26 protein-coding genes and 1 pseudogene are annotated in these 25,109 nt (G+C 61.0%); 9 read left to right on the forward strand and 18 right to left on the reverse strand.

The genetic code is table 11. The annotated features are described in order from the left end of the window. The 7 genes and pseudogenes from RKE40_RS24230 to RKE40_RS24260 all read right to left on the reverse strand — a co-directional run. Positions 1-456 (reverse strand): annotated as a pseudogene (locus tag RKE40_RS24230) (transposase); the annotation flags it as partial. Between the two features lie 174 nt (positions 457-630). Continuing rightward, complete coding sequence (locus tag RKE40_RS24235) at positions 631-2,976, reverse strand: DGQHR domain-containing protein (RefSeq protein ID WP_316020764.1); 2,346 nt, start codon at positions 2,974-2,976, stop codon at positions 631-633. Between the two features lie 30 nt (positions 2,977-3,006). Further along, on the reverse strand, positions 3,007-3,798 hold the full coding sequence (locus RKE40_RS24240) for a DNA adenine methylase (protein WP_316020765.1): 792 nt from the start codon (positions 3,796-3,798) through the stop codon (positions 3,007-3,009). A gap of 101 nt (positions 3,799-3,899) precedes the next feature. Further along, complete coding sequence (locus RKE40_RS24245; RefSeq protein WP_316020766.1) at positions 3,900-4,646, reverse strand: hypothetical protein; 747 nt, start codon at positions 4,644-4,646, stop codon at positions 3,900-3,902. Continuing rightward, complete coding sequence (locus RKE40_RS24250) at positions 4,646-5,497, reverse strand: HAD family hydrolase (RefSeq protein WP_316020795.1); 852 nt, start codon at positions 5,495-5,497, stop codon at positions 4,646-4,648. Before RKE40_RS24250 ends, RKE40_RS24245 begins: the two co-directional genes overlap by 1 nt. A 141-nt stretch (positions 5,498-5,638) precedes the next feature. Further along, positions 5,639-5,992, reverse strand: coding sequence for a hypothetical protein (locus tag RKE40_RS24255; protein WP_316020767.1), 354 nt, complete (start codon positions 5,990-5,992; stop codon positions 5,639-5,641). A 2-nt stretch (positions 5,993-5,994) separates the two neighbouring features. Continuing rightward, the gene (locus RKE40_RS24260; protein ID WP_316020768.1) at positions 5,995-6,237 is read right to left on the reverse strand and encodes a helix-turn-helix domain-containing protein; all 243 of its coding nucleotides are present in this window, start codon (positions 6,235-6,237) and stop codon (positions 5,995-5,997) included. A gap of 114 nt (positions 6,238-6,351) precedes the next feature. On the opposite strand from RKE40_RS24260, the gene RKE40_RS24265 reads away from it, so the two are divergent. Together RKE40_RS24265 and RKE40_RS24270 are read left to right on the forward strand one after the other, a co-directional pair. Beyond that, entirely contained in the window at positions 6,352-7,068 is a 717-nt protein-coding gene (locus RKE40_RS24265) for a hypothetical protein (RefSeq protein ID WP_316020769.1), read from the forward strand. Positions 7,069-7,127: 59 nt separating this feature from the next. After that, complete coding sequence (locus RKE40_RS24270) at positions 7,128-7,505, forward strand: hypothetical protein (protein WP_316020770.1); 378 nt, start codon at positions 7,128-7,130, stop codon at positions 7,503-7,505. 50 nt (positions 7,506-7,555) lie between these two features. On the opposite strand, the gene RKE40_RS24275 is transcribed toward RKE40_RS24270, so the two are convergent. Then, positions 7,556-8,296 carry a hypothetical protein gene (locus RKE40_RS24275; RefSeq protein WP_316020771.1) on the reverse strand — a complete coding sequence of 247 codons (741 nt, stop codon included), beginning with the start codon at positions 8,294-8,296 and terminating at the stop codon, positions 7,556-7,558. 540 nt (positions 8,297-8,836) lie between these two features. Between RKE40_RS24275 and RKE40_RS24280 the strand changes: the two genes are divergently transcribed. Beyond that, positions 8,837-9,505 (forward strand): hypothetical protein, encoded by a 669-nt coding sequence (locus RKE40_RS24280; protein ID WP_316020772.1) that lies wholly within the window; start codon positions 8,837-8,839, stop codon positions 9,503-9,505. Between the two features lie 318 nt (positions 9,506-9,823). On the opposite strand, the gene RKE40_RS24285 is transcribed toward RKE40_RS24280, so the two are convergent. The 9 genes from RKE40_RS24285 to RKE40_RS24325 form a co-directional block, all read right to left on the reverse strand. Next, complete coding sequence (locus RKE40_RS24285; RefSeq protein ID WP_316020773.1) at positions 9,824-10,051, reverse strand: helix-turn-helix domain-containing protein; 228 nt, start codon at positions 10,049-10,051, stop codon at positions 9,824-9,826. Further along, positions 10,051-10,230 carry a hypothetical protein gene (locus RKE40_RS24290; protein ID WP_316020774.1) on the reverse strand — a complete coding sequence of 60 codons (180 nt, stop codon included), beginning with the start codon at positions 10,228-10,230 and terminating at the stop codon, positions 10,051-10,053. The genes RKE40_RS24285 and RKE40_RS24290 overlap by 1 nt, the downstream gene beginning before the upstream one ends. A gap of 224 nt (positions 10,231-10,454) precedes the next feature. Next, entirely contained in the window at positions 10,455-11,693 is a 1,239-nt protein-coding gene (locus RKE40_RS24295) for a site-specific integrase (protein WP_316020775.1), read from the reverse strand. A 328-nt stretch (positions 11,694-12,021) separates the two neighbouring features. Then, positions 12,022-14,361, reverse strand: a complete 2,340-nt coding sequence (locus RKE40_RS24300; protein WP_316020776.1) for a bifunctional DNA primase/polymerase — start codon at positions 14,359-14,361, stop codon at positions 12,022-12,024. A 131-nt stretch (positions 14,362-14,492) separates the two neighbouring features. Then, positions 14,493-14,699 (reverse strand): hypothetical protein, encoded by a 207-nt coding sequence (locus tag RKE40_RS24305; RefSeq protein ID WP_316020777.1) that lies wholly within the window; start codon positions 14,697-14,699, stop codon positions 14,493-14,495. Between the two features lie 81 nt (positions 14,700-14,780). Further along, a complete protein-coding gene (locus RKE40_RS24310) occupies positions 14,781-14,972 on the reverse strand; it encodes a hypothetical protein (protein WP_316020778.1) in 192 nt (63 codons plus the stop codon). A 66-nt stretch (positions 14,973-15,038) separates the two neighbouring features. After that, positions 15,039-15,743 carry a hypothetical protein gene (locus RKE40_RS24315; RefSeq protein WP_316020779.1) on the reverse strand — a complete coding sequence of 235 codons (705 nt, stop codon included), beginning with the start codon at positions 15,741-15,743 and terminating at the stop codon, positions 15,039-15,041. Positions 15,744-15,929: 186 nt separating this feature from the next. Then, on the reverse strand, positions 15,930-17,168 hold the full coding sequence (locus RKE40_RS24320) for a hypothetical protein (protein WP_316020780.1): 1,239 nt from the start codon (positions 17,166-17,168) through the stop codon (positions 15,930-15,932). Between the two features lie 767 nt (positions 17,169-17,935). Next, on the reverse strand, positions 17,936-18,835 hold the full coding sequence (locus RKE40_RS24325) for an HNH endonuclease (protein WP_316020781.1): 900 nt from the start codon (positions 18,833-18,835) through the stop codon (positions 17,936-17,938). A gap of 376 nt (positions 18,836-19,211) precedes the next feature. Here RKE40_RS24325 and RKE40_RS24330 point away from each other — a divergent pair, with 376 nt between their 5' ends. Next, positions 19,212-19,478, forward strand: a complete 267-nt coding sequence (locus RKE40_RS24330; RefSeq protein WP_316020782.1) for a hypothetical protein — start codon at positions 19,212-19,214, stop codon at positions 19,476-19,478. Positions 19,479-19,694: 216 nt separating this feature from the next. Here the strand turns inward: RKE40_RS24330 and RKE40_RS24335 are convergent, their stop codons facing one another. Then, positions 19,695-20,390 carry a FadR/GntR family transcriptional regulator gene (locus RKE40_RS24335; RefSeq protein WP_316020783.1) on the reverse strand — a complete coding sequence of 232 codons (696 nt, stop codon included), beginning with the start codon at positions 20,388-20,390 and terminating at the stop codon, positions 19,695-19,697. 231 nt (positions 20,391-20,621) lie between these two features. On the opposite strand from RKE40_RS24335, the gene RKE40_RS24340 reads away from it, so the two are divergent. The 5 genes from RKE40_RS24340 to RKE40_RS24360 all read left to right on the forward strand — a co-directional run bounded on the left by RKE40_RS24340 (position 20,622) and on the right by RKE40_RS24360 (position 24,847). Next, on the forward strand, positions 20,622-21,620 hold the full coding sequence (locus RKE40_RS24340) for an ABC transporter substrate-binding protein (RefSeq protein WP_316020784.1): 999 nt from the start codon (positions 20,622-20,624) through the stop codon (positions 21,618-21,620). An 89-nt stretch (positions 21,621-21,709) separates the two neighbouring features. Further along, entirely contained in the window at positions 21,710-22,528 is an 819-nt protein-coding gene (locus RKE40_RS24345; RefSeq protein ID WP_316020785.1) for an ABC transporter permease, read from the forward strand. A 32-nt stretch (positions 22,529-22,560) separates the two neighbouring features. Next, complete coding sequence (locus tag RKE40_RS24350; RefSeq protein ID WP_316020796.1) at positions 22,561-23,349, forward strand: ABC transporter ATP-binding protein; 789 nt, start codon at positions 22,561-22,563, stop codon at positions 23,347-23,349. A gap of 8 nt (positions 23,350-23,357) precedes the next feature. Further along, positions 23,358-24,110 (forward strand): ABC transporter permease, encoded by a 753-nt coding sequence (locus RKE40_RS24355; RefSeq protein WP_316020786.1) that lies wholly within the window; start codon positions 23,358-23,360, stop codon positions 24,108-24,110. Between the two features lie 32 nt (positions 24,111-24,142). Continuing rightward, a complete protein-coding gene (locus RKE40_RS24360; RefSeq protein ID WP_316020787.1) occupies positions 24,143-24,847 on the forward strand; it encodes a fumarylacetoacetate hydrolase family protein in 705 nt (234 codons plus the stop codon). Positions 24,848-25,109: the final 262 nt, after the last annotated feature.

Genomic DNA, 25,109 nt, shown 5'->3' on the forward strand with positions numbered 1-25,109 from the left:
CCTTGAAGCTCGCATAGACCTTGGCGCCAACCACCTCGTCGTCCAGGGAGCGCTGGCTCGGCGAGCGGGTCAGCCAGGCATGGAACCCGGAACGAGAGACATCCAGCGCGTCGCAAAGCCATGCCACCGGCCAGATCGAACGGTGCCTCGCGATGAAAGCGAACCTCATAGCGCTTCCCTCGCGAAGTAGGCTGCGGCCTTTTTTAGAATGTCGCGCTCCGCCTTGAGTTTGGCGACCTCACGCCGCAAACGCTCGATCTCGAGCTGCTCCGGCTTCATCTGGCCGTGCCCGGGAAAGGCCTGCCCCGGATCGGCGGCAAACTCCTTCACCCATTTGCGCAGGACGTTCTCATGGACGTCGAGATCCCGCGCCGCCTGTGCGACGCTCACCCCGCGTTCCTTGATCAGTCGAACTGCCTCGATCTTGAACTCACGCCCAAACTGTCTTCGCTGCATACGCCACCTCCGGCTTCATGAAACACCTAATCTCGGTGTCCACGAAACCGGCAGCAGGCCAGTCGCTCGTCTTCACAGCGGAGGGGCGACTGGCTCGGTTTCGGGGTTTATCATTTCGCCAAGTGCTTGCGGAGCCGACGCCACTCGTCGGTAATGAATGTGGTGACGCTCGCGCTACAAACCGAGCTTGCTGTGAACTATCGAGAGAAAATCGACGTCACTCTTGTTGAGGCCCTTTTCCTTCGTCCCCTCATGGGCCCAGTTATTGCGCAGCGTATTGAAGAGCGAAATCCACTTTATCTTGTCGGCCTTGCTGCCGAACCCGTGGCCGACATCGATTGAAAAATGCTGCTCGAACGACTGGGCGTTCGTTTTTCCTTCAGGCTTTTTCGCCCAGTACTTTTCGATGATCGCTTTGTAATCCTTGATGAAGAACTGGTCGGTCCAGGGTATTTCCATCCGCCCCAGCCCCTCCTTATAGTTCTTTTCCATTTGCTCTTTCGCACGCGTTTCGCAGTCGCGCTGGATCGATCCGATCTCGATATCCCAGTTTTCACCGAACAGGGCTTTCAACTGATCGATGATGAAATGCTTCATGTGGCGCTCGATCTGTGTACCCAGTTCCCGGCCCCTAGTCTGCAGCGCCTTGTCCTGCCGCTCCTTCCAATCCTGAAGTTCGGGCGGATTGTAGTCGGCGAATTTGGCGTGGATGTAGCCCTGAAAAATTCGCAGCCACGTGGTTTCCGCGCCGCTGCCAAGCTTGCCCGTCAACGCCTCGGCGTTCTCCGGCGAGATCGTCTGCAACGCCTTGAACAGCACGAGCAGATATTTAGAGAGCGCCGCGATACGCTCGTCGGTGGTTGACTTGATCGAGATAGCACCATGAGTTGTCTCAAACGCATGCAGATCACCGATCAAACATACGAATGCGAAGCTGCCGCGGTTTGAGAGGATGTAGGTTTGGAATGCTTCAGGATCCGCCTTCAAAACCTCTTCGCAAAGTTCGTAGCAGGCATTGATAAGACCGACCGCGCGATCGCGCGCCTTCATCATCTCCGCGTTATTATCGACGTTGGCCGTTTCGTAGAGCGACGTTGCCGTGGTCCCGTCGACGAATTTATTGCCTCTCCCTTCCGGCAACAATTTACACCTAAGCAGCGCGTCGGCGAACGGCTTCGCCTGAAGCGCAGCCTTGTCCTCACCAAGCGAAATCTTGTTGTAGAGCGGACCGGACGCATCGCCGCCCAATGCGCGAATCACTGACGAGCGCAGCGCCTTCAACCGCGAGTCCAGGCGACTGGCGTTCCAGTACAGATCCTCTTCAAGCGTGATCCGCAACGTCGGGCTCACCGCTTTCTGATTTTCGTTGATCTGCATGAAAAGTTCGAGCTGATCACCCGGATCAAGATTCTTGAAAGCGACAACCGGGATGGTGTTGCTCGCTTTGAACTTCGAATTTGCGTAACCGTAGATGCGATGCTGGCCGTCGATGATATAGGCGATGGCAAATGCGTTCGGGATTTTCAGAACGCCGGTGCGCGACGCCGAATCCTTCGATCGCGCCTGCCCCTGAAATTCAAGTTTCGCTTCGCGCTCGTTGAAATTGAGGATCGCCGAATTGGGAAAATACCCGCCCCCATCGATAAACTTGGAGATGCCCTTCAGTCGTGACGGCAAAAGCAACCGCTGATAGGTCGGCATTTCCGCTTCGTTCGCGCGGGTCCGGTGCAGCACAAACCCGATCTTGAGCAGAGTCTGGGGTTCGAGCGAGAACATATAATATGTCTTGTTTCCCATTGTGCCTTCGATGGCGGGAACTTCGATCTTGTCTTTGTTGATCTGCTGCCCCTTCATCAGCAGACCCATGAATTGATAATGGGCAGCGTCGCGGTACGCTCTCAGTAGGCTGTCGACATATTCAAACGTGTTATCGTTGTAATAGAATCCGCCGGCCTCGCTTAGCCTGATCACATCAACGGAATCCCGCGCCAGCCGCAGGTTGCGCGTCGCGAAGACATATTTTATCCGGCGACCAGGGCCGAATGCCTGATCGATCGATTTGCGGAAGCCATCCAGGCGCAGACGTAGCGCTTCAAACTCAGTCTTGTAGGATGGGGCCTTCGCCGATGCTTCGCTGGACTTGCATTCGACCAGCAGCACCGTGTCATCATCAATCGCGACAATGTCGATCTGCTTTTTCTCCGCCGCGCTCTGGCCGAACGGCAAGCAGAATGTTTCGTCGACATTGAGTTGTCGGTAGCCAAGCCGATAAAGCTGACACCAAATGTCGTCCTCGAACTGCACGTTGTGGCTTTTCGCCTTGCGCAGCCTGGTTTTGGTCTTGAGCGGCGCGCCGAACTCTTCCCAGCCGTCGTCAAGCAGCCCTTCGACCAGACTGTGGTCGACGTTGCGGGTGTGAAACTTGGCGGACTTCGCAGCAAAGATTTTGCCCAGCTGCGACTTGTCCGAGCTCATTTTGCTGCGCAGCGAAACCGCTTCGGCTGGATCAATAAACGGCACAGTTCCCCCATTCCTGTACGACGTCCAAAATCAAAAAACGAAGAGCGCCTCGGTGGTGCCGCGCCGGGAACTAGCAGAACCAGCGATAACTGACGGCCGCGAAACAACCTGCGGCGCGCCGAGGTCGACATAAAGCGCATGGATGCTCGCGTGGTCGGCATTGGTCAGCACGACCTTTGCCCCGCGTCGCTTGGCCCCGCTGACCGCGTTCATGAGGCGCTTCTGGTCATCCCAGGTGAAGATCTTCTGATTGTACTTCACGAAGCCGTTGCAATTGTGGGCGGTGGTGTAGGGCGGATCGAGGAACAACAGATCGCCTTCTCGGGCCTCGTCGACAACGGGCTCGAAGTCGCTCGTCCGCAGGTCGGCCCGCGCCAGCAATTCGCTTGCCTTCTGGAAATCATCGTCGGCCAGCGTCACCTGAACTTTCGAGCCCAGCGGTACGTTAAACTGCCCCCTGAGGTTCTCGCGGTAGAGACCGTTGAAGCACGTGCGATTGAGGTAAAGAAACTGAGCCGCTTGACGATAGGGCTCTGCGTGCCGGCGCGCTCGTTCCTCATAGTAAAAATCTTTTGAATGCTTCTGATCATATTCGGACAGGCAGGCCTGAACCGGCTCCCAATCGTCGCGGATTGAACGATAGGTGGCGATCAAGCGATCATTCACGTCAGACAGGATTGCCTGCGCCGGAGCAAGGTGAAAGAATACCGCGCCGCCGCCTAGAAACGGTTCGATGTACCGCCCGTCAAAGCTTGGCAGACCGAAGCTGGGGTCGTTGAGCAGCCAGCGTTTCCCTCCCGCCCACTTTATAAAAGGCTTCAAGTCGACCCGCCCTCTTGATTTGACTGCACGGTATCCGATTCGCGGGATGACTGCAGCTTCTGCAACTAGCTGACTACTAAATAATCACGGCGCCGCCGATTTTATTTACCGGTCTGGGAATTTCCGACGCTCGGTTCAACCACGTTGGACGGCCCGCCCGCAACGGTCGGCTGGGTTGCTGGCAATGCGGGCGCCGACGTGTTGGCGGGGACCGCGGATGATGCAGCATTGGTCGTCTGATGAGCTGCCGGTGGCGCGACGATGGCCGGTGGCGTTCTGTCCACCACCGCCTGCGGCCGGATCCCGAACCCGAGAAAGCCAGCGACCAGCAACAGCGACCCTGCCAGGATCGCGTAAAACAGGTCCATTTTGGTCGCTGACCGGATCATTCTCTCCCTGCTGAACCACAGTTTGAACGGACTATGTTCCTTGATCTTGGAGCCAAGGTCGACCTTGTAGCCGAGATCCTTGAGTGCCGTTTCCGCCTCTATGCCGGCGTAGACCGAGCCGTTGAGCAGTCGGTGATACCAGAGCCGGTCCATGAAGTAGAAGGCCGCGAGGGGGAAGATCGCTGACACCACCACCAAACCGGCAATCGACACCTCCAGCCCGAACAGTTTGACGACGCCGGCATCCTTGATCGCATAGCCGCCAAGGCCGAGGAACGCGCCGGTGACAATCAGCGCGAAGTTGCGGATGCGCAGCTCAAGGTCGTTGAAGTGCTGCTGCACGTCGACGATCTTCTTCCAGATTTCGATCTGTCCAGTCCCGAGCGGTGGCGCTGGGGTCGGCGTCGGCGGCAGCGCTGGCGCGGGCGAAGATGTCGTCTCGGTATCGGGATCAGCCATCAGGACATCTCGAACAGCGGCAGGATCTGGGCAAAATTTTCGGTCAGCACATAGCTGGGTGTGACACTGCCGGGCTTGAGTGCGGCGCGCTCTCGCTCCACCATTTCGGGCGTCCAATGTGTGACTTTACGCAGAAGCTCATATTCGGGCTTGTACTGGCTGGAACCGTAAGCGGCGTGGACATCAGTGACGCCGGCTTCCTGCGCCATGAGGACGTCCTTAAGCGGATTGTCGCCTACATAGACCACCTCATTAATCGAGACACCGAGGTCCTTGACGATATCGAGCAAAATCGCGGGGTTGGGCTTCACCTCTCCCGCAGGCGTGTAGTGATGGACAGTATGCTTGAAAGCGTAACTGTCGGCATCATAGTGCCGCGTCGCGACCGTCTCGTTCGGAACGCTGTGATCCTCGGGCGAATAAAGGACGTCGACTAGGCCATCGAGCCCGAGCTTGCGGAAGCGATAGTTGGTGTAAAAAGCCTTGGACTCGGTGAAGGCGGCGATCCGAACTCCCTTCTTTTTCAACGAGGTCAGCGTGTCCGCGACGGTCGGATAGAGTGCGAGCACGCGTCGGCGCGTCTCGCGAAAGGCACCGATCGCCGGCGACATCACGGTCAGGATGTCATCGCCATAGCGCGCGCGGAGCGACGGCAGTTCTTCGAGCAGGTGCGAATATTCGCTGGTGCCGTATTTCTGATGGATCACGCTGGCTTCAGCGTAGAGCGTCTCGGGATCGACGCCAGAAATATCGAGCACCGTGTCCATCATCGCCGAAAAGGTCTGATACCAAAGATCCTGCCAATCGAGCAGGGTGTTGTCGACATCGGTAATAAGAACGCGCTTTTGCACCAATTTCGTTCTTTCCTGACTGGCAGCAAGGGCGGATCATCCAACTGTGCGGCCGCCCCGCTCTTACGCGAGAGCGGCGCGTGCGACAAACAGATTGGAGGCTGCGACGCCGATATGCCGCCCACCATCCCTCATCTTCTATTAGGAGCGCCGGATATCTCTGCCATCACGTGTCGCGCAGCGGGCGGCGCTCGAACTACGGCTATCGGTCATGCCCTCACGAAACCGATCGACAGCAAGCTCGATGAGCTCGATATTTCCGCTGTCGTCCTCGCAAGCAATAAGAACGGCGTCAATTCGCTCCAGCATTTTTTTGGTGACGCCGAATGATTTGGTATGCGGCCCGCAGCATTTGATGACGGCAGAGCCGCCTCGCCACCTCACCTCGTTGGAGCGGTCGGAAAGCTTCTCCAGCTGTAGCAACGCCGCGATGGCTTTGCCTATCCGATGCCCATAGGCATTACCAGCTGCGCCCGTCTCGCGATCCTGCCCCATAATCAGCTTGGCTCGTAGCTTTCCGCCACCCGCATTAGCTCGAATGGCTCCGCGCCGATCGCCCTCGCAATGGCGATGTACTCGGCCACATCGAGCCGCCGCTCCTCAGTTTCGTACTTCGACACGAAAGTCTGTCGGCGGCCGACGCGCGCTGCGAGCTGGACCTGCGTGATGCCGGCGTCCTTGCGCGCCTGGATAAGCGCCTGGAGCAGGGCCTTGTAGAGATCGGGTTGGGTTGAAGCCAAAGCCGGCGCCTGAAGCGATGAAACCGGCCGTCCAATTCAACCCGAATTTCGAATACCCCAAAATGGAGTATTAGATCATGCTGCACCCCAAAGTTGCGATTCGGGGGACGAGGCGTGAAAGAGCAGTACGTTGGCGACGTCAACGACTATCGAAAATATGCCCTGCTGCGGCTGCTCGGCCGATCAGGCCTGAAACTCGGCGTCTGCTGGATGCTGACGCCAAATGACGAGCGCAGCGACGGCAATAAGCTCAGTTATCTCGATCAGCCCCAGCAGGAGCGTCATGATTCCGAGCTGTTCGCGCTGCTGCGCCGGGTGCGAAGCGAGCCTGACGCTCGCCGACTAATCCTGATTGAAGGCAGCGAGACCCTGCCGGGGGCCGTCTTCGTCAACACGATCGTGCCCGAGCCGCTGTTCGAGCGGCAACTCTGGTTCAAGCAAGCGAGCGCGGCTCTGGCCAATGCCGATCTAATCTTCTTCGATCCCGACAACGGCATCGAGGTTGGTTCGGCCGCCAAGGGCAGACGCAACTCCTCGAAGTACGTTTATCGCGACGAGCTGACAGCGACCTACCGCGCCGGTCACTCGCTGCTGATCTATCAGCACTTCCAGCGCAAGGAGCGCGAGCGCTTTATTCGTGATGTCGCGGATGATCTCCGACGCGTCGCCTCCAATGCCGAAATCTGGGCGATCCGGACCTCGCATGTCGTGTTCATGCTGGCGATCCAGCCACGACATCGCCCTGCCCTATCAGCGGCCGCTCGACACGTCCGCGAAACGGCCGATCCGAGCTTCCTGAACGCGCAGCTGATCGTACCTGCAAGCCGATGATTGTGCGCGGATTTTCGGCGTGTTTCGGTACCGGTTTTTGCCTTGAGGAGCCTTCCTGAATGAAACTCACCACCCTCACCGCCGTGCTGATGTCCGGCATCGCCTTGTCTGGCTGCGTTGGCCTCGTCGACGCGCAGTCGAAATGCTCCGCGCAGTCCGCTTCGTACCTACCCATGTGGGATTGCATTCGCGGCCGCGTCGCGGCCGGAACCGCCGGTCAGATGAATAACGACCTCGGCGTCCGCTATCTCGCAGTCGGCGATCTGCTGGCGCAGAGTGTGCGCTCTGGCCAGATGAGCGATGCTGAGGCGAAGGCGCGGCTCGCGATAGAACTGGAGCGCGGGAACAGCGAGTTCAACCGCCGTCAGGCGGCATCGTCGCCCACTCTCACCCGCTGCACCAACACCAACGGCGTCGTGAACTGCCTATCGTTCTGATGGTACGAGGCGCGCCGCAACTCGGCATTAGCGAGCTGCAAAGGTCAGCGCTATTTCCACTCAGAAAGCCTGCTCTTTCCAGCATCGGACATCACAGCACCGATAAATTCGCTGCACCTCTCATGATCAATCTCGCGCTTCTGCGCTTTTATCAAATGAACAGCGCGCGGCGCCACATACACATCTTCAATCAAGATTAGTCCTATCCCATGGCGGGAGCATTCATCGAGAACCCGCGCTTCCTGAGCCGGGTTCTCTTTTCTCCACGACGCATGATCAACTGGAAAAACCGCATAAGCTTTCGTAGCGGCAGAGGCGTGCGACAACGCCTCAAAAACGGCTAGAACGTTGCAACTATCCGGCCGTTTTACTTCAAAAGTAACGACATCAAATTCTCGCCCGATAGTCCAGGGAAATTTCTTATGAGATATCAGAGTAAGATCTGGCCTCGTCCACCTTCCGACGATTTTAGAGTCTTTTCGTGAAGTGTTTTCGATATAGAATTCGTTTTCGTGAAAATACTCGCCTTGCCATAATTTCTTGAGCCCAGATTCCGCCGCGCCGTAAAACGCATCTTCTGCAATTACAAAGTTCTTTTTTAGAACGTACCAATTACCTTCTTGCCATTCCAGTATTTTTTTCTCGCAACCGTATTCAAGCGCTCCGTGTAATTCTTTATGATCCTTATCTAGCAATCGACTTAATTTTGTGCGTGTCAGCGACGATCCGATTGCTCCGATATTTTTAACGACCTGATCCAACAGATACATCGTCTCAAGCGACACGATCATTAGCTGCGTCTCCTCGAATCGCTTTCTTGTGCCTCGCGGCAGCTTCTAACGCCAGGCCGATATGCCGGTATACAAATTAAACGTCGACTGACCTGTTTAGAACTTTCTCGCGACGTCCTTCCCGTAGCAAGGTGAGTGTCACATAGTACAGGTTCGGAGAGGCTTGCGGCTGTCTAACGGGTCCCATCGCGCTCGCTTCGACACTGGATAGATGGGGGAGTTGCGAAGTAGGGTTCCCCGGAGAGCCGGCGATGTGGTTCTACGGTGCCCGGTCGGCGCACCCTGCCGGTCGGCATGGCCGCACCTCGGGCCGGGTTACGTACCCGCGCGTCAGCGGGCGGGTGGGCCGCTATAGCTATAGCCGCCGCGCGCTACACCAGCGCCTCAGCCCTCCGCTTCGGCCTGCCGCAGAAGCTGGCACGGATCGATCTCGAGCCAGCGCGAACCACGCGCTGGCACCAAGCTCCCCGGACGGTTCGGCCGCCTGATTTACATAGATCGGAAATTCTGGCCCAGTGGTGTCAACTGGGGGGCTGGGCATTGCTGCAGGACATTACGGGGCCGGACGAGCGCGCGATCGCGTGGGACCGAATCGAGCAGTTCATTGGATACGGACGTGCCGATGCGCCGGTTGTGTTCTTGGGGATGGAAGAGGGCGCGGACAACGCGAAACTTCTGCCCGATCTGCTGGGGCGATCTTTTTCAGGGCAGTACGGCGAGATCTCTCGCAAGGGGGCAACGCAGCGGACCTGGAGCAAAATGTGTCACCTGATGCTCAGGCGCGAGGGCGTCGAATGTCCTACGCCGGCCCAGCGCCTCGCATATCAGCGGGAGCGACTAGGCAAGCACAGCGGCGATACACTTGTTGCTGAATTGATGCCCTATCCCTGCCAGAACGCGACAGGCTGGCCAAAGATATACGAGCCGCGCTTTAGGACGCGCCGCGAGTATCTGGAGAGGATGGCACCGCGGCGGCAGGCTATGCTGCGCGACCTGTTCGAAGCCCACCCTCGCGAGCTAATCGTCTGCTACGGCAAAGCCCACTGGGGCTATTATCGCGGGATTTTCGGCGCGGCGCCTCAGTCAGGACAACCTATTGAGATTTTCGATTGGCGCTCCACGCGAGTGGTCATGGCGCCTCATTTCGTCAGCCGATCGTTCAACTCCGCCGGGCAGCTCGACGCATTTGCCGCTACCGTATTGCGTTAGCTGACGAGAATTTCTCCTTCAGGTGGAGGAGCTGCGTCGGCACTGCTGCTGACCACCACCATGCCATAGTACCGACCGCAGACCTGCGCGGTTGCCAGACGGGTCCTCCGGCCTTGGCTTCAACACTAGGAAGATGGGGGGGGAGGTCGCGAAGGCTCTGCCGCGGAGCGCGTCGCGCGCTTGTTTCTACTGCGTGCTGGGCAGGCCGCACCCAGCGCGTGCCCCCGGCGTGGCCCAGCCCTGGCGCTCCTGGCCATACCCCGCGGCTGCGCCGCCCCGGGCCGCTATAGCTATAGCCGCCGCGCACTGCACCAGCCCTCAGCCGTCCGCTTCGGCCTGCCGCAGAAGCTCGAGCGGATCGACGTCGAGCGCGCGGGCGATGGCGATGAATTCGGCAATGTCGATGTAGCGCGCGCCGGCTTCGTAGCGGAAGACGCAGCTGGTCGAGCGGCCGAGACGCACGGCGAGCTGAGCTTGGGTGAGACGCCGCGATCGCCGCTCCGCGATGAGGCGGGCGACGATGCGATCGTGGAGCGCGCCGCGCATCAGAGCGTGGCGGGTTCATCCACGGCGGCGATGACGTGCAGGTCGGTCTCGCAGATGCCCGCGGCCTCGATCGCCCACAGGATCTCGTCGGCGTCGATTTCGGCGAGTTCTGCCGCCTGCTCGAGCGTGACGATGGTTAGGGCCTGGCTGCGCAGATCGATGATGCGGTACTGGTCCATGATGTCGTCTCCATCGTGTTCTCAAGACGATGGAAACACGCCGGTACGCCTCGCATAATTTTTGGAGAAGCAGGCTGATGCTGCGTCCGACGCAAGATTGCAGCGACGCCAACAACACCGACGGCCAGCACAAATGACGACGGGGAGCAGCGGCCGTGCGACCACCCTCCCCGCTGATCATCGCCCGCGTGCGCGAGCGCGTTCTACCTGTATCTCGGCGCGTTCTACCTGGCCGCTGCGTAGGCACGGTCGAGCGCCGCGGCCGCCGCCTCCCCGCCGCGAACCGCTTGGGTGTAATGGCCAAGCGTGACGGTAGCGTTGGCATGGCCGGCAAGCTTGGCGACGAGGCCGACTTCGATCCCCTCGGCCTGCAGCGTCGAGATGAAGGAATGCCGGGCTGAGTGCGGCGTGACATAGGGCAGGTCTAGCTTCTCGAACACCGGCTCCCAATAGCGGCTCCGGTAATTCTGGTAGAGCAGCGGCCCACCGCCACCCCTGCGCTGTAGGCTCGGCCAGGGCTGGAGCCGGCCGGGACCGGGGAAGACCCGGTGCAGGGCCTTGCCCAACCGAGGACACCGCACCCGCCATTCCAGCAGCAGCGCGCGCAGGACCGCACTCATCGGGATGTCGCGCGTTCCGGCCTCAGTCTTCGTCATGTTGGTCAGCGAGCCGTCGCGCTCCTGGATGCGGCGGATGCGAACGACGTTCACATCGAAGTCGACATCGTCCCACAGCAGCCCGAGCTGTTCCGACGGCCGCGTGCCCGCGAGAAATGGGAAAGCGTAGTAGAGCCCATGCTCGGGATCGTTGCGGGCCGCCTCGACCAGTTTGCCGATCTCGACGGGTGTCAGGATCACCTTCTTCGCCTTCACGCGGTTGCGGCCAAGGCCGCGCGGCATCGACGGCGCCCGCACCCGGAAATCCTCCTCGTTCAACCCGAGGATTGAGATCAGATGCGACTTCGCCCGGTTAGCCGTGTACTGGCCGGACAACGCCGTCAGCTCGCGGTGCCACGCGCGGATGCGAGCCGTGGTCAGCTCGCTGGTCTTGATCTCGCCGAGCATCGGGACGAGGCGGCAGCTTTTCGGCAGCTTGCCGGAGGCCCTCCAGGCCAGCTTGTCCTTGGCCGAGCCGTCGAAGTACGGCCCGCGGATGTGCTCGACGACGACCTTGTAGCCCGCCAGCGTGTTTGCCTTCACTTTGCCGTCGCGATCGGCGAGCCAATGATCGACCGCCTGCCCGACCGTCGGCGCCTTCCGCTCGTCGGCGTAACTGTCCGACATCACCTTGGCGGTGAGATCGTTGCGGCGGGCCTCGGCCGCCTTCAGCGTCTCGTAGAACTCCTGGCGGCGATCACCCGAGATCGGCTCGCGGTAATTCAGCACATAACGCAGATGCTTCACGACCTCGCCGGACTTCAGCTTGCGCTTGCGCACCCTCTTCGTAATGTTCGCTCTGAACATCGCCTCATCCTCAAGAGAAAAAACGCTCAGAAAATCACGGCGAAGGAACCCGCACAATTAATCATCGGGTGCCGGATATCTCCAGAGCACTCGAATTGAAACCACGATCGTAACCGCAAAATTCTGGGATACGCTCAGACGTCGTCTCGGCGGGGCTCGCGATACATCGCATTATTGCCTCGCCGAGGTTGAAATCGCAGTGGGCGGACGGACGGACGCCCTCATAGGCACCGGCATAGGGGGCGGGTGGCTGGGCTGCGCGGCGCTGGGCCACACACCATATATCCTTCCCCCTATACCCCTATGGGTCGTCCGTCCGTCCGGTACCTCACGTTTTGTCGTCGGGCAGTTGCTCGGGCAGGTACTGCACGGGGATACCGATGCCGCGCGCCTTCGCCTTAGCCGAACGAAATTGCACCGGGTTCTGCGGAACGAATGCGCCGTCGAGTTTCCTCAGCGCACGCTGCCAAGCGCCATCGGCCCAGCGAGTCCCGCGGAACAGCTTGTCGATCGCCGGCGAGCCGTGGCGGATGACAAGCCCGGTCCCATCCTGCTTGTCGTACAGACGCATATCCGAGAGATCGAGGATATGCTCGGCATTTCCGTGGCTGAGCTTTCCAACCATTTCGGCGCGCGCTTCGGCCACCCACATGCCCAGCGTGTTGGCATCGTGGACCTGAGCGAACAGGTGATCGAGGCATTCTTGGGCGTCGTCGCGCTCGATCTCCTCGGCGTGTCGTTCGACGAGCGACGCGAATTCCTGGGCCAGCCCGGCAGCTTCCTCATCGGTCGGAACGCGGGCATGGAGGGCAATGAAGCCTGCCCCAAGAAGCGTCGCCATGTTCTGACGATGGCGACGGTCACCCGACGGAATCAGTTGCTCCAGTTTGTCGATCGCTGTGACGACATCCGCTGCTCGAGCCACCATGTAGCTGCACCACGCATCGCCCAAGCTGCGGAAATGTGCCTCTTCAGACAGGATGAAACGTGCTTTCTCCGAGCTGTTGTCGTGCATGAGCAATTCGAGCATGACGATCCGGCTCTGGTCCGCCTGCGACATTCCGCGTGGATTGATGGCTGCGAACAAGAAAGTCGTCCGGAGGTTGAACTGTATCGCCTTGCCCTCGGGTGTGCCCCTCAGGACCGGCGTGTTGGCTGATGATGCACTGCGGGCCAGTCGGAGCACCGCTTGAAGTTTATGAGCATGCTGATCGCTCTCGAATTCGTCGAGCATCACTGGGAGGCTGTCCGGCCCGAGCGCTTGGCGAATGCCAGCCTCGGTACTCTGGCCATCGGCTTTGACGGCGACCGGTTCCAGCAGCGCAGCAGCGATGTGATGCAAGGTCGTCTTGCCTGAGCGCGCCGGGCCAAAAACGAACGCATGCGTACGCCAGTCCAAAGCACCGCAGATCGGCGCCAGGGCTAGCCATCCAAGCATCAGCATGGCGTCCTTAACATCGCGCCAGTTGAAAGCTTCCAGAAGCCGCAGCAGCCGCCTCGCATCGAAAGAGCCGTCTGCCTTCAGTTCAATCGGCATGAAGCAGAGGTAATGGTACCGCTTGCTGACAATAGGATGCCCAAAGTTGACGATGATCTCGTCTCCTTCGCGCCAGACGCCACGCCCACGAACCCGATCGGGTTTGAACGGGCCTTTCTTTCGAGCGGCTGCGATCAGCGCCTCGCCCGCCGCCATGGAATTGTACGCTGCCTTCTTGGCCGGGAAGCGCTCTGCCCAGAATTCAGAGGGGGCCAGCCCGATCTGCCACTGCATCGAGAGCAGCTGCTGAGAGGAAGGGACGACGATGATCTGACGCGCCGGGTCCAACAGCGCATAGCTACCATCAGCCGTGAAGCCCAAGGGCCGCGGCCCGAATTCTCCCGGGTCATACTCAGCGCGCGAGAGGAGCCTCCGGCCGAGCTGTTTCGCCCGTGCGGACTCCAGCATGCCGAGAGTCTCGCCCTTGGTGTTGCCGGAATAGCCCGGCTGGAAGAGCTCGCCGAGCGCGTTGGCGAGCCGAGGCAGATCGTCCATCATACTGGCGATGCCGCAAGCCGTGAGCGTCAGCATCGGCTCGTGTCCCGCGACGCTCGGGCCACCTTCGATGATCTGCCAAGCGTGCTCGTGCTGGAGCACAGCCTTGATCACATCGATTGCGCCCTGGTCGACGAAGGGCAGATCGGTCAGATCGACCGCCAGCAACGACTTGCCAATCCAGCGGTATCGAGCACCGGACGGATGGGGAGATTCCGGCATCACGGTCATACCGGTGTTGGCCATGACCTCGAACACCGGGTGGTTGTCGCCGGGGCGCTTGGTCTTGCTGCTTTTGGTCTCCTGCGAAAGGCGGACAAAAAACGTCGCACCCTTGGAGCCAACCTTCTCGACGACGGGCGTGCCGATCATCGCTCGGACGAACGCGACTGCACCGTTGTGATCGATATCGAAGAAGCCCAGCTGTACATCGTCGCCCACTCTCGTGCCCGAGAGGAGGCCGAAGGCGAAGTTGGCACGCAGGCGGTGACGCTTGGCGATCTCCTCCTGGCTCGGGAAGCGATCTGCCCACCCTCGGAGGTTTTCGCCTTTACCGGCGAGGGGGACAACAACCATGTTCTTCACACGATAGCGCGGCTCAGCATCGCCGTAGGTCTTGGGTTCGCGGATAACCATCTGAAAATCCAATATGAGGCCGCCCGCACGCTCGAGGAGCGACGGTTGCAAGGCGGCAGAGGACGGAAGGGTGTCGGTAGCGGCCTACCGGAGGAGCTTCGCCCCTGTGACCGGGGCGAAGTCTTTAGCGTTCAGCGGCGCCGGGAAATCACGATGATCACGTCATCATCCGGCTTATTTGGCTCTATTATTGCGAAGCCGCGCGAGTAGTAGACAGCGGTACGCCTTTTTGCCTCTTCCAGAACCTCATTCATTGGCCTGACATAGCCCGGCAGGGCCATAAGCTCTTCCGGAGTCATGAGGTCTTCAGGCGATGGCAGAAATTCGTCGTCGTTCACGGGAAATGCCTTCCGGGTAAGCGATCCCGATCGCAGAAGCTGTTGCTTCCACGGCAGGGAGTGCAAATTTTTTGGAGGGAGCTAGTTGTGGACGCGGATACGCGCTTCGATGTCGCGCAGCTTCACGTACTTCCGACCGTTCAGCAGGGAATAGGTCGGCAATTCTCCGCGTGCCGCAGCGCGCTGGATCTTGAAATAGGGCAGGCCGAGCGCGTCAGCGGCCTGTTTGTATGTGCTCAGGCGATCAGGGGGGTGATCAATAGCTTGTTCCATCTTTCGTCTCCGTTGCTGCACCGATTGGTGCCGGCGAGACGAACCTGAACACAAGCGACGGGTGACTTATCCAAGTTTGCCGCTCAGTAGGAACTTCCTTTCGATGGGAGGAAGCCCGGACCTCCCGAGGGTGCGAGCATAGCGCATTTCTTTCACGCTGAAGTTGTGCTGATCGAACGGCGTCTTCAGCGCCACATCCTTGCTATCCTCTTTGCGGAGCATCGATTTGAACCAACTGGCGGGAAAGCCATCGACACCCCGTTGTTTGATGACACGCTCGATCAAATCGATTGCATAGGCTTCAGCATCGCGACGCTTCCCGCGGATCTTCGCTTTCGGGTAAAGAACGTGCGCTAGCCATCGCCTCTGAGGGATCATATTTCTTCGGCGCGCGCTCGCTGCTGCGGCTTTTGCCGCCACCAAAACCGGACTGTCATCCCACTGATAGTTGACGGTATGGCCGAAGCTAAACATCAGCACGCCCCATAGTTGGATAAACTCTGGGGTGAGTTTGCGCTCTTCGATGAGTCCCCCGACGCGATCAAGAAGGCCCCGACCCAGGTCGTAGTACCTCTCCCGACAATCGTGATCGGTCTCTCGATAGCGGATGCATGACACGGATTGATCCGCATACCGATCAGCCAACAAGGCCTCTTCTCGCGATTGAAGGTGGAGATGCAGCGTCGCTGCCGCGTGCCTCCAATTCTCCTCGGCCATCTCCCAAAAATGGTCCTCATCGCGAGGAGGCGTCGTCAAATCATCCTGAATCATGACGTTTCCTTCGACGATTGCCGGACCGACAGCGTTTGCCGCTAGGCTACGGGAGGGCTGCGGGATGAGAAAGGGTAGGAGTCGAGCGTCCCGCGTGCATGCGCCCGCGTAGCTGCCGCATGCGGAGTATGCGGGTATGCACGCCTGGGACGTCACGGACATATGACGGCAGTATGCCAGCGACGCTTAAGTGCCCGTTTCGAGGTCCGGATCACTCGGCAGCGGCGCGAACGGATCGACTTCGGGGAATAGCTTCTTCTCCCGTATCCAATCGCCGAATCTTGCCGGGTTTACGGCGCGCTCGATAGACGCAAGGCGCTTGCGAGCCCACTCCAGCATGCGTTTCGTTTCCGGATCGTCGATCGGCGCGGCCCAGTCGATCCAAGCGCTGAGGTCGCGGGCCTTGGCCTGAAGTTGAACAATCTCCACTATGAGGGCGTCGCGTTCATCTTCTCGCCTTTTGCGAGCAGCGGCCAGTTGCCGGTTTTCATCGGCTCGGCGCCAAAGCCGCGATTGGCGTTCCCGCTCAAGCCGTGACTGCCGCTCGCCTTCAAGCCAGTCCGCAATCACCTCTGCTATGCCGGCGACCTGTGTTTCGAGGGAGTTGCGCTTTCCGTCCTGCCAATTTTTGCGACGACCCATGCCGCCGTACGAAATGATGGACAATCTCAAAATACCCGTCGGAACCAAGTCGAACTGCGGATAGGCCTTGCTCCAATACCAGTCGGAATTGCTGCCGCCGTTTCGTATGCGACGAGCTTCGGCCTGAAGTTCCGATAGGGTCGGTTCGTGCTCTCGCTGTGCGATTTTTTCTGAGAACTTGAACTCCACGTGATCCTCGCCACGGGAAATTTGAAAGTGCTGACGAGACAGGGTGCCGGTGATGTCTTGCGCGATCAGGCGCTGGAACAGGCCGTCCAGAATAAAAACTGCCCGCTCGACGGAAGCCTGCGCGAGCGACATTGCCGGTATCTGTTCAGCGCCAACCACGACAATCCCATGCTGATCGGGTTTCGCTGAGCGCAGAGCCTTCGCAGTTGCAGCCAAAAGCTGGTGCGGCCTTTCAACCTCACACCATTCGACCGGGATGACCGGGCTTCGGGCGGTAGGCGCGCGTTTTGGGGTAGCCGGCTTCGCTACGGCAGCAGGCGGCGCTTCGATAGCTGCGAGCGGTTCCGACGGGCTGGTCGGGTTGTATGTGATCAACTCCAGCGCCGCATTCATTGTCGACGTGAAGATCGCCTGCTTGGCCCGTCGGCCGGCGGCCCTATCCCGCCAGAACGCGGCCGTCGGCAAGGGTACGCGGTGACTCTCGCAGATCTGTCGAATTTGCCATTCAGAGATGCCCAGATGCGCGACAACCTGCGTCATCTCGTGGGACCAGATCATGTCATAGAGCTGGCGGCGGGTCAGGTGGGAAGGCATGTCGGCACCCAATGACAGCAGACGAATCGCTGTCAGGGTGGCGTCTCAATCTAGTTTTCGCGAGACCACAGACCCGAAAGAAGTCCACCGACTCGCTCAGGCCTCTAGCGATGTCCTGCTCTTCTCGATAATTTCGCTAATCTCACGGAGTTTGACGTACTTTCGTGAGTTGAAGAGCGTGCAGGTCGGAATTTGTCTCGCCTTGGCTGCTCGGTAAAATTTGAAGAGAGGCAGTCCGAGCACTTCGGATGCTTGTTTCAGGGTGATCAGCTTCTCGCTTTCTTGGGATTCCACAGCGTGTTTCCTTCAACTGCGTTGATCTCTCTGAGAACGGAAACATGCGGGGCGCCTCGCCACAATTGGATGGGAAATCGAGCGATAATCGGCAGGGTTACACGGCGGTTGCAGTTTGAGCGGTTCGCGGGTCTTCGAGATCGGCGAAAGCCTACGAGTTTGGCGTACCCGTTCAATTTGAACTCAGGCGCAGCGCTGCCGTCAGAAACGCCAGCCGTGAATGCTCTCAAGATATTGGAACTGAAGGATAAATCGCTTGCCAAGGTTGGGGTCGAGGGTTCGAATCCCTTCGCCCGCTCCAGACAATCTCAAGTTAAGAGAAGCATGCAAGCGTCGGGTTTCCCGGCGCTTTTTGCTTTTCTGGCCTGGGCGGCTCGGCACCAATTCTGAACAGTTCCGAAAGCCCGTGGTTACCTGCGGTTGCAAGCACGGCTCAGGCGCACACAGGTCGCCTGGGCGCGCTCCCGCCACCCTCACTGCTTGAAGCAATTCTCTCGGTGCCACCGCAGGAAATGCGGGTGCGGACGGTCGTGAGCTCGCACAGGCGGTAGTGCTCGCCCTGTCCTGTTTATGAAGCTGCGTATTCCATCGGGGTCGTTCGCCTGCCGGGAGATCAGGATGTCGAGATCGTCAGACAGGCTGATCAGACCGCGATCGAACATCCAGTGCGCGGTGCCTGACAACGCGATTCCGTTGCTGACGATGTCAGGCCCTTTCCTCTCGACGGGACGGATGTGAGCCGCATCGACTTCCGCCCGGCCGCCGCCGTTGATGAGCTTCAGGCCGGTGATCGCGCAGCGTTCGTCGTAAGCGCGCAGAACGACGCGGCGAAAGACACGGTCGCGGACGATCCGGGAGGCCAAGAATGTCGCCCGCTCGCGATCCTGCTCGAACACAAACGGCGCCTGTTCTTCCGCGAAGCCGTTCGATGCCGCACCCGCATCAACGCGCGGCAACAGCGGAGCCTCGTCGTCCAAGCCGAGGCTGGTGATACGGTGAAAGTCGGCTGGTGAGAGCGGTCGGACCGCCGCCTGAGCGCGTCCAGAGATGCGCCCGTCCTCATTCAGTACGCCGCGCTCGATCACGCCCTGAGCATCCGTGAAGGGAACCGGATTGGCGAAGTCGAGATAGCTGCCGGGCTCGATGATGGCGATGTACATGTCCGGCGCGCCCTGATCGGCGATCACCTGCTGGACCTTGGCCACTGCAAAGTAGCCACGCGTGCCGGCCACCTTGCGCGGCTCGTAATAGATGATCCAGTCGCCGACGCAGGCCTGGACGCGGCCGAGATACTGACGCGGGAACTGATAATGTTCGGCCGGACTGTCCCGATAGATCGAATCGTGCCGATGAATGAAGACGCCGAAGGCCATGCCTGCTCAGATTCGCGCGAGCCCGAGCGAATTGAGCAAGGCCGGTCACCCAGGTCAATCCACCGGCAGTGAGCGACAAGCCGACCTTGGCGCTTCGCCCGAAAGCGGACAGCGGCTTTCAGGCGAGATCGGTTCCCGACCAAAAGCCGTCTCCGCCGAAAGCTCAGATATCGAGTCGGAGCCGTCAGCACCCGGCGTGCCCCTGTCGTACACGGGCTTTGGACTCTGAGCCGATGATTGAGCCTCCGGGCCAAGAAAGATCGGACGAGTTCCGTCTGTAAGGTTCATGTCAGCTGGCACGACCTAACCTCGTTTCATCAGGAAGCGGACGGAGTGTCCCGGGATCGGCTTCCAGCATCGAACGAAGGACATCGTCATGACCACCGGTTTCAACATCGCCTCCTCCCACGTCTCCGAGCGCGGCGCGCCGCTGAGCGACGATGTCCTCGACGCCGTCAGCGGCGGCGGGCTGATCACGGGCGCTGTGGATCTCGTGGCCTCGGGGGTGAAGACGGGCATCCACTACGCTGCAAAGGGAGTCGGGATGTTCATGGACGCCGATCAGGTCGGTGGCCGCTCCATGCACAACTTCCAGGACAGCGTTCCCGCCTTCGTCGACAAGATCGTCGACAAGATCATCTGAGCCCGCTCTCGAGAGCGTCGCTCCGCAGCCGCCGAAGCCGATCTGCGCCTGACTTAAGCATCGCGCCACGAAGGAGGACCTCGTGGCAATCCTCGGCGACAGGACGACGCGAAGCGAGATCGGGCGAGGCGCGGCGTACTCGCGCGCCAAGCAGATGCACCGGCTAACAGCGCAGGCCTTCCGCTGAATTGAGAAGGCTCCTGCTGAAGCCAGGCCTCAGGGCGAACGCCCGATCAGCCGGTCCTCCACATTCTGCAGGTGGCGCCTCACCGCCTCGGCCGCCGCTGCGGGTTCGCGGTGGGCGATGGCGTCGACGATCCGGGCATGGTCGTCGAAGCTGTGGTGGTCGGCGGGTGGGCTGCTCAGGCTCGGTCGAGGCCGCCCCCAGGTAACGGCGCGACGCACTGCGTTCAGCGTTTCGAAAAGCGCGAGCAGGATCGGGTTGTGCGCAGCCTCGGCGATCTCGTGGTGGAAACGCGCGTCATAGGCCTCGTATTCCCGCCAAGTCGCGGAGGCGCGGCAGGCCGCGTTCAGTTCTGCCAGCGTTCCGATTTCAGCCGCAGTCGCGTTGACCGCGGCAAGGCGTGCCAGCTCCGGCTCGAGAGCTATGCGCGCCTTCATCACCTGGATCGGATTGCAGCGCTGCGCGAGATCCGAGATGTCCGCCAGTTGCGGCGGCCTTGGCCCGACGAAAGTACCCTTGCCGACATGGCGCCAGAGCTGCCCCTCGCGCTCGAGCGCAGCCAGCCCTTTGCGCAATTCGGTGCGCTTGACGCCGAGAAGTTCGGCGAGCTCCCGCTCCGGCGGCAGGCGCCCGTCATCGGGCAGCCGGGCAGCCGCCAGAAACCCGTAGAGCTGGGTCAGCACCCCCGAGAGGGCAGCATCGGTGGGAGCGGCGACTTTCTGATCCATCATGCGTAACCGGCGGCGAGTGATGCCCCTTGATCCCACGGATTTTCCGTCAACGCAACCATCTTGCCAATTGGTTCGCCAAACCCATCACATGCTCGCCGATATCGGCTCTCTTTAGGCCAAAACACGGCCTTGACAGGATCAAATTACCATTTGACACTGCCCAAAAGAAAATTGGTTGCGACCAGATCGCTCAAAAAAACCAAACAGAACTCTGGGAGGAGTCAGACCATGAAGCCCTTGGGAAGCAGGCTGTCCACCGTGTTCGCCGCCGCCATCGCGGCCACCGTCGTCCTTCTGGGCGGCAGCCCGGCAGCGCAGGCACAGAGCAAGGTTCGCGTGGCGCTGGGAGACGTCCTATCGACCGAAACGCTCGCCATGGTGATCGCGCTCGAACGCTCCAAGGAGAAGGGCGTCGACTATCAGGTGACGCATTTCTCGAAGGAGGATCTCGCCATCCAGGCCGTGATCAACGGCCAGGCCGATCTCGGCATCGGCACGCCGTACGCCGTCGTCCAGAAGAGCAAGGCGCCGCTGCGCGTGCTGTTCCAGGGCACCCGGCTCGTCTTCTTCCCGGTCGCCGACAAGTCCTACAAGACCTGGAAGGACATGAACGGCCAGCCGATCACCTTCCATGCCCGCGCGACGGGCACGGAGGCGATCGGCAACATCATCGCCAAGCGCGAGGGCATCCAGTTCGGCGAGCGCAGCTATGTGCCGGGGTCCGAGAACCGGATCATCGGAATGATGAAGGGGCAGATCAAGGCCACCGTCGTCGATCTCGCCAACAAGAACATGCTGCTCGAGAAGGCCGGCGACCGCTTCCATGTCCTTCCCGGCGTCAGCGCCCCCGCCTCCGACGAGACCCTGTTCGGGCAGATCGAGTGGATCAAGAAGAACGAGCAACAGGTCGACGTCATCGTCACCGAATTCCTGCGGCTCTGGCAGGAGATGGCGGCCAATCCGGCTGTGATCGAGCAGGAGCGAGCCAGGCGCAAGCTGATGGCCGACCAGCCGAAGGAGGTGCTCGAGGGCATCACGAAATTCTACACGATGGCGACCAAGGAAGGCGTCTATGCGCCGGCCGGCGGCAACGCCGAGATCGCGAAGGCCGATTTCGAGTTCTACACCGAGGCAGGCCAGATGCAGGGGCCGGCGGCGGAACTGAAGGTCGAGGATTTCTGGTATCTCGCGCCGCTCGAGCGGGCACGCAAGTCGCTCGGCGGCTAGCGCCCCTCGCCTTCACCGGCCAACCGGCATGCCGGGTCCTCACGATCCGGCATGCGACCAAGCTGCGGCCTCAAGCGGAGTGACCTCCCTTGCAGATTTCCGACCTTGCTACCGCTCTCCCTCGCCTTCGCGACACTCCGGCCCGGCGCTGGCGCGACATCCTGATCCACCCGCTCGTCCTGCGTCTGCTTTCCTTCACGGCGGCATTCGCGCTCTGGGAGTATGCCGGCCGGATTCCGCTCAGCCCGGCCTTCCCGACCTTTCTTGAAACGCTGGGCGGGCTCGGTGCGATCATCGCCGACGGGTCTCTCCTCAAGGCCTTCCTGATCACGCTCTACCCCCTCGCCATCGGCCTCGCCGTCTCGGTGCTGCTCGGCGTCGCGCTTGGCGTGCTGATGGGCCTGCACGAGCCTTCGGAATGGCTGATCGCGCCGCTCTTCATCATCGCGCAGGCCGCCCCCCTGGCCGCGCTCATCCCGATCCTGACCTTCGCCTACGGCATCGGCCTCACCGCCAAGATCATGACCGTCTGCATCATGGCGATGCCGGTCATCGTGCTGAATACGCTCGGCGCGGTCCGCAACACCCCGAAATCGCTGCTGGAAATGGGCCGTTCCTTCCTCGCCACCCGCAGCCAGAGCATCCGGCTCATCATCCTGCCGGCCGCGAGCCCGATGATCTTCGCTGGCCTGCGGCTTGGCTGCGCCGCCGCCTTCATCGGCATCATCCTCGCCGAACTGCTGATCACGCCGACCGGCATCGGCGACGTGATCTCCTACAGCCAGTCGGTCGCCGACTATCCGAAAATGTACGCGGCCATTCTCGCCATCATCGCCTTCTCGGTCCTGTTCATCGAATTGCTGGAACGGATCGAGGTCACCCTGTTCCGGCCGGAGGGACGCGCATGACCCCGAACGTCGCAGACGCCACAGCGCGGCACATGGCCGAGCTCCCTCCCCCCGCTCTCGCCACGCGGCCGATCGTCGAGGTCAAGAGCGTCTCCAAGACCTATCCGGGCGGCATCGAAGCGCTCAGTGGGATATCGCTGGACTTTCCCGAGGGCCGGCTGACGACGCTGCTCGGGCCGTCCGGCTGCGGCAAGACCACGCTGCTCAAGATCATCGCCGGCCTGATCCCGGCCACTGGCGGCCAGGTCTTCGTCGACGGGCGCGAGGTCAAGGGGCCCGGCCCCGAGCGGGCCTTCGTCTTCCAGGATTTCGCGCTGATGCCCTGGGCGAGTGTCATGCGCAACGTCGCCTTCGGGCTCGAACTGCGCGGCGTCGCCCATAGCGAGCGCGAGGCGATCGCCGAACGCCACATCGCGCGCGTCGGCCTCAAGGGTTTCGAGCACAAGTATCCGCACGAGCTCTCCGGCGGCATGCGGCAGCGCGTCGGCCTTGCCCGCGCCCTCGCGGTCGATGCCAAGGTCGTGCTGATGGACGAGCCGTTCTCGGCCGTCGACGAGCAGACACGCCGCAAGTTCCAGGAGGAGCTGCTCGAGCTTGTCGCCAACGAAGGCAAGTCGTTCATCTTCGTGACGCACAGCATCGAGGAAGCGGTCTACGTCTCCGACCGGATTGCGCTGCTTTCGCGCCGGCCAAGCCGCGTCTCGGCGGTGATCGAGCCGAAGATCAGCCGCGACGGCGACCCCGACAAGATCAGGCGCGACAGCGCCTACCTCGATGTCGTCGAGGAGATCTGGCAGCAGCTCAAGCACTATCTCGATTAGGGGGCAGCATGGTCATTTCCGGCATCCGCCTGCCCTTGATGACGTCGCTGATCGTCTGGGCCGTGATCTGGGAGATCGTCGGCCATACCGATGCCGGCTTCATCCTGCCGCCGCTGTCCAGCATCGTCTGGCGCGTCGTCGAGATCGTGCCGACCGCTTCGTTCCTCGACGCGCTCGTGATCACCGGCCGCGCCTTCCTGTTCGGCAACATCATCGCGATCGGCATCGGCGTCCCGCTCGGGATTCTGCTGGGCCGCTCCGTCATCGCCGACCGGCTGCTCCTGCCCTGGGTCAACCTCTTCCTCTCCGCGCCGCTCAGCGCACTGGTTCCGGTGATCATGGTGCTGTTCGGCCTGGGCGAGACGACGATCGTGCTGACCGTGGTGCTGTTCTCGATGTGGATCATCGTCCTCAACACCCGCGCCGGCATCCGCGCCATCTCGCCCTCGCTGATCGAGATGGCGCGCAGCTTCGGCGCCAGCCGCTGGCAGGCCTTCAGCCGCATCTATGTCTGGGCGGCGCTGCCGGAGATCCTGGCCGGCACCCGGCTCGGCATGATCCGCGCGGTCAAGGGCGTGGTCATCGGCCAATTGCTCGTTTCGGTCGTCGGTTTCGGGACGCTGTTCGAAATCTACCAGTCGCACTTCCTGATGGAGCACTTCTGGGCGCTGCTGCTCGTGCTCTTCAGCTTCGCCTTCACCCTCAACGAATTGCTGGCCGGGCTCGAACGTCGGTTCGCCTATTACGCCGCCTCGCGCTGACCCATCCTCTTGCCAACGAAGGACGCCGCAAGATGAACATCGCCACGCCTCAGAACCATGTCGTCACGGCCCCGGCGCCGGTCACGCTCCCGGTGCGCGGGACGCAAAGCCGCTTCCCGGTGCATCGCATCTATTGCGTCGGCCGCAACTATGCCGCCCACACGATCGAGATGGGCGGCGATCCGAACCGCGAGGCGCCCTTCTTCTTCCAGAAGAACCCCGACAACGTCGTCCTCGATGGTGGCGACTTCCCCTATCCGCCGCGCAGCAGCAACGTCCACCACGAGATCGAGATGGTCGTCGCCCTCGCCAAGGGCGGCAAGGACATCCCCGTCGAAAGCGCTCTCGACCATGTCTACGGCTATGCCGTCGGGCTCGACATGACCCGCCGCGACCTGCAGGACGAATGCAAGAAGGCGGCAAGGCCGTGGGAGATCGGCAAGGCCTTCGAGCATTCGGCGCCGATGGGCGAGATCGTTCCGGCGAGCACGATCGGGCATCCCGAGAATGGGGCGGTCTGGCTCAAGGTCAACGGCGAGATCCGCCAACAGGGCGACCTCAACCACATGATCTGGAAGGTGCCGGAGATGATCTCCTACCTCTCCGGTCTGTTCGAGCTCCAAGCCGGCGACCTGATCATGTCCGGCACGCCGTCCGGCGTCGGCGCGATCGTGCGCGGCGACGTGATGGAAGGTTATGTCGAGGGCATCGGCACGCTGCGCACGACGGTGGTGTGACCGGCGGCGAAGGCGCCTCGCAGAGGCCGAGGCATTGGCTGACGGTGCCGAGAAAGGAAACCTCGGGACAAGGTACCGACGGAGACTTATCGCTCCGGCTCCGTCGGCACCTTCCCCAAAGCCCCCCGAGGTCCGGTGAGGGCGCTGTGTGCCGGCCGCTGAAGCTCTACTTGAACGTCAGCTCGAGACACTGGCGGTGAGGATTGCTGGTCTGCGGCCAACGTCAACGGCAGCCCGGAGGCGGAGGCTCGTCAGAAGCGAA

This window comes from Allobosea rubneri (genome assembly GCF_032464875.1).
Classification (GTDB): Bacteria; Pseudomonadota; Alphaproteobacteria; order Rhizobiales; family Beijerinckiaceae; genus Allobosea; species Allobosea rubneri.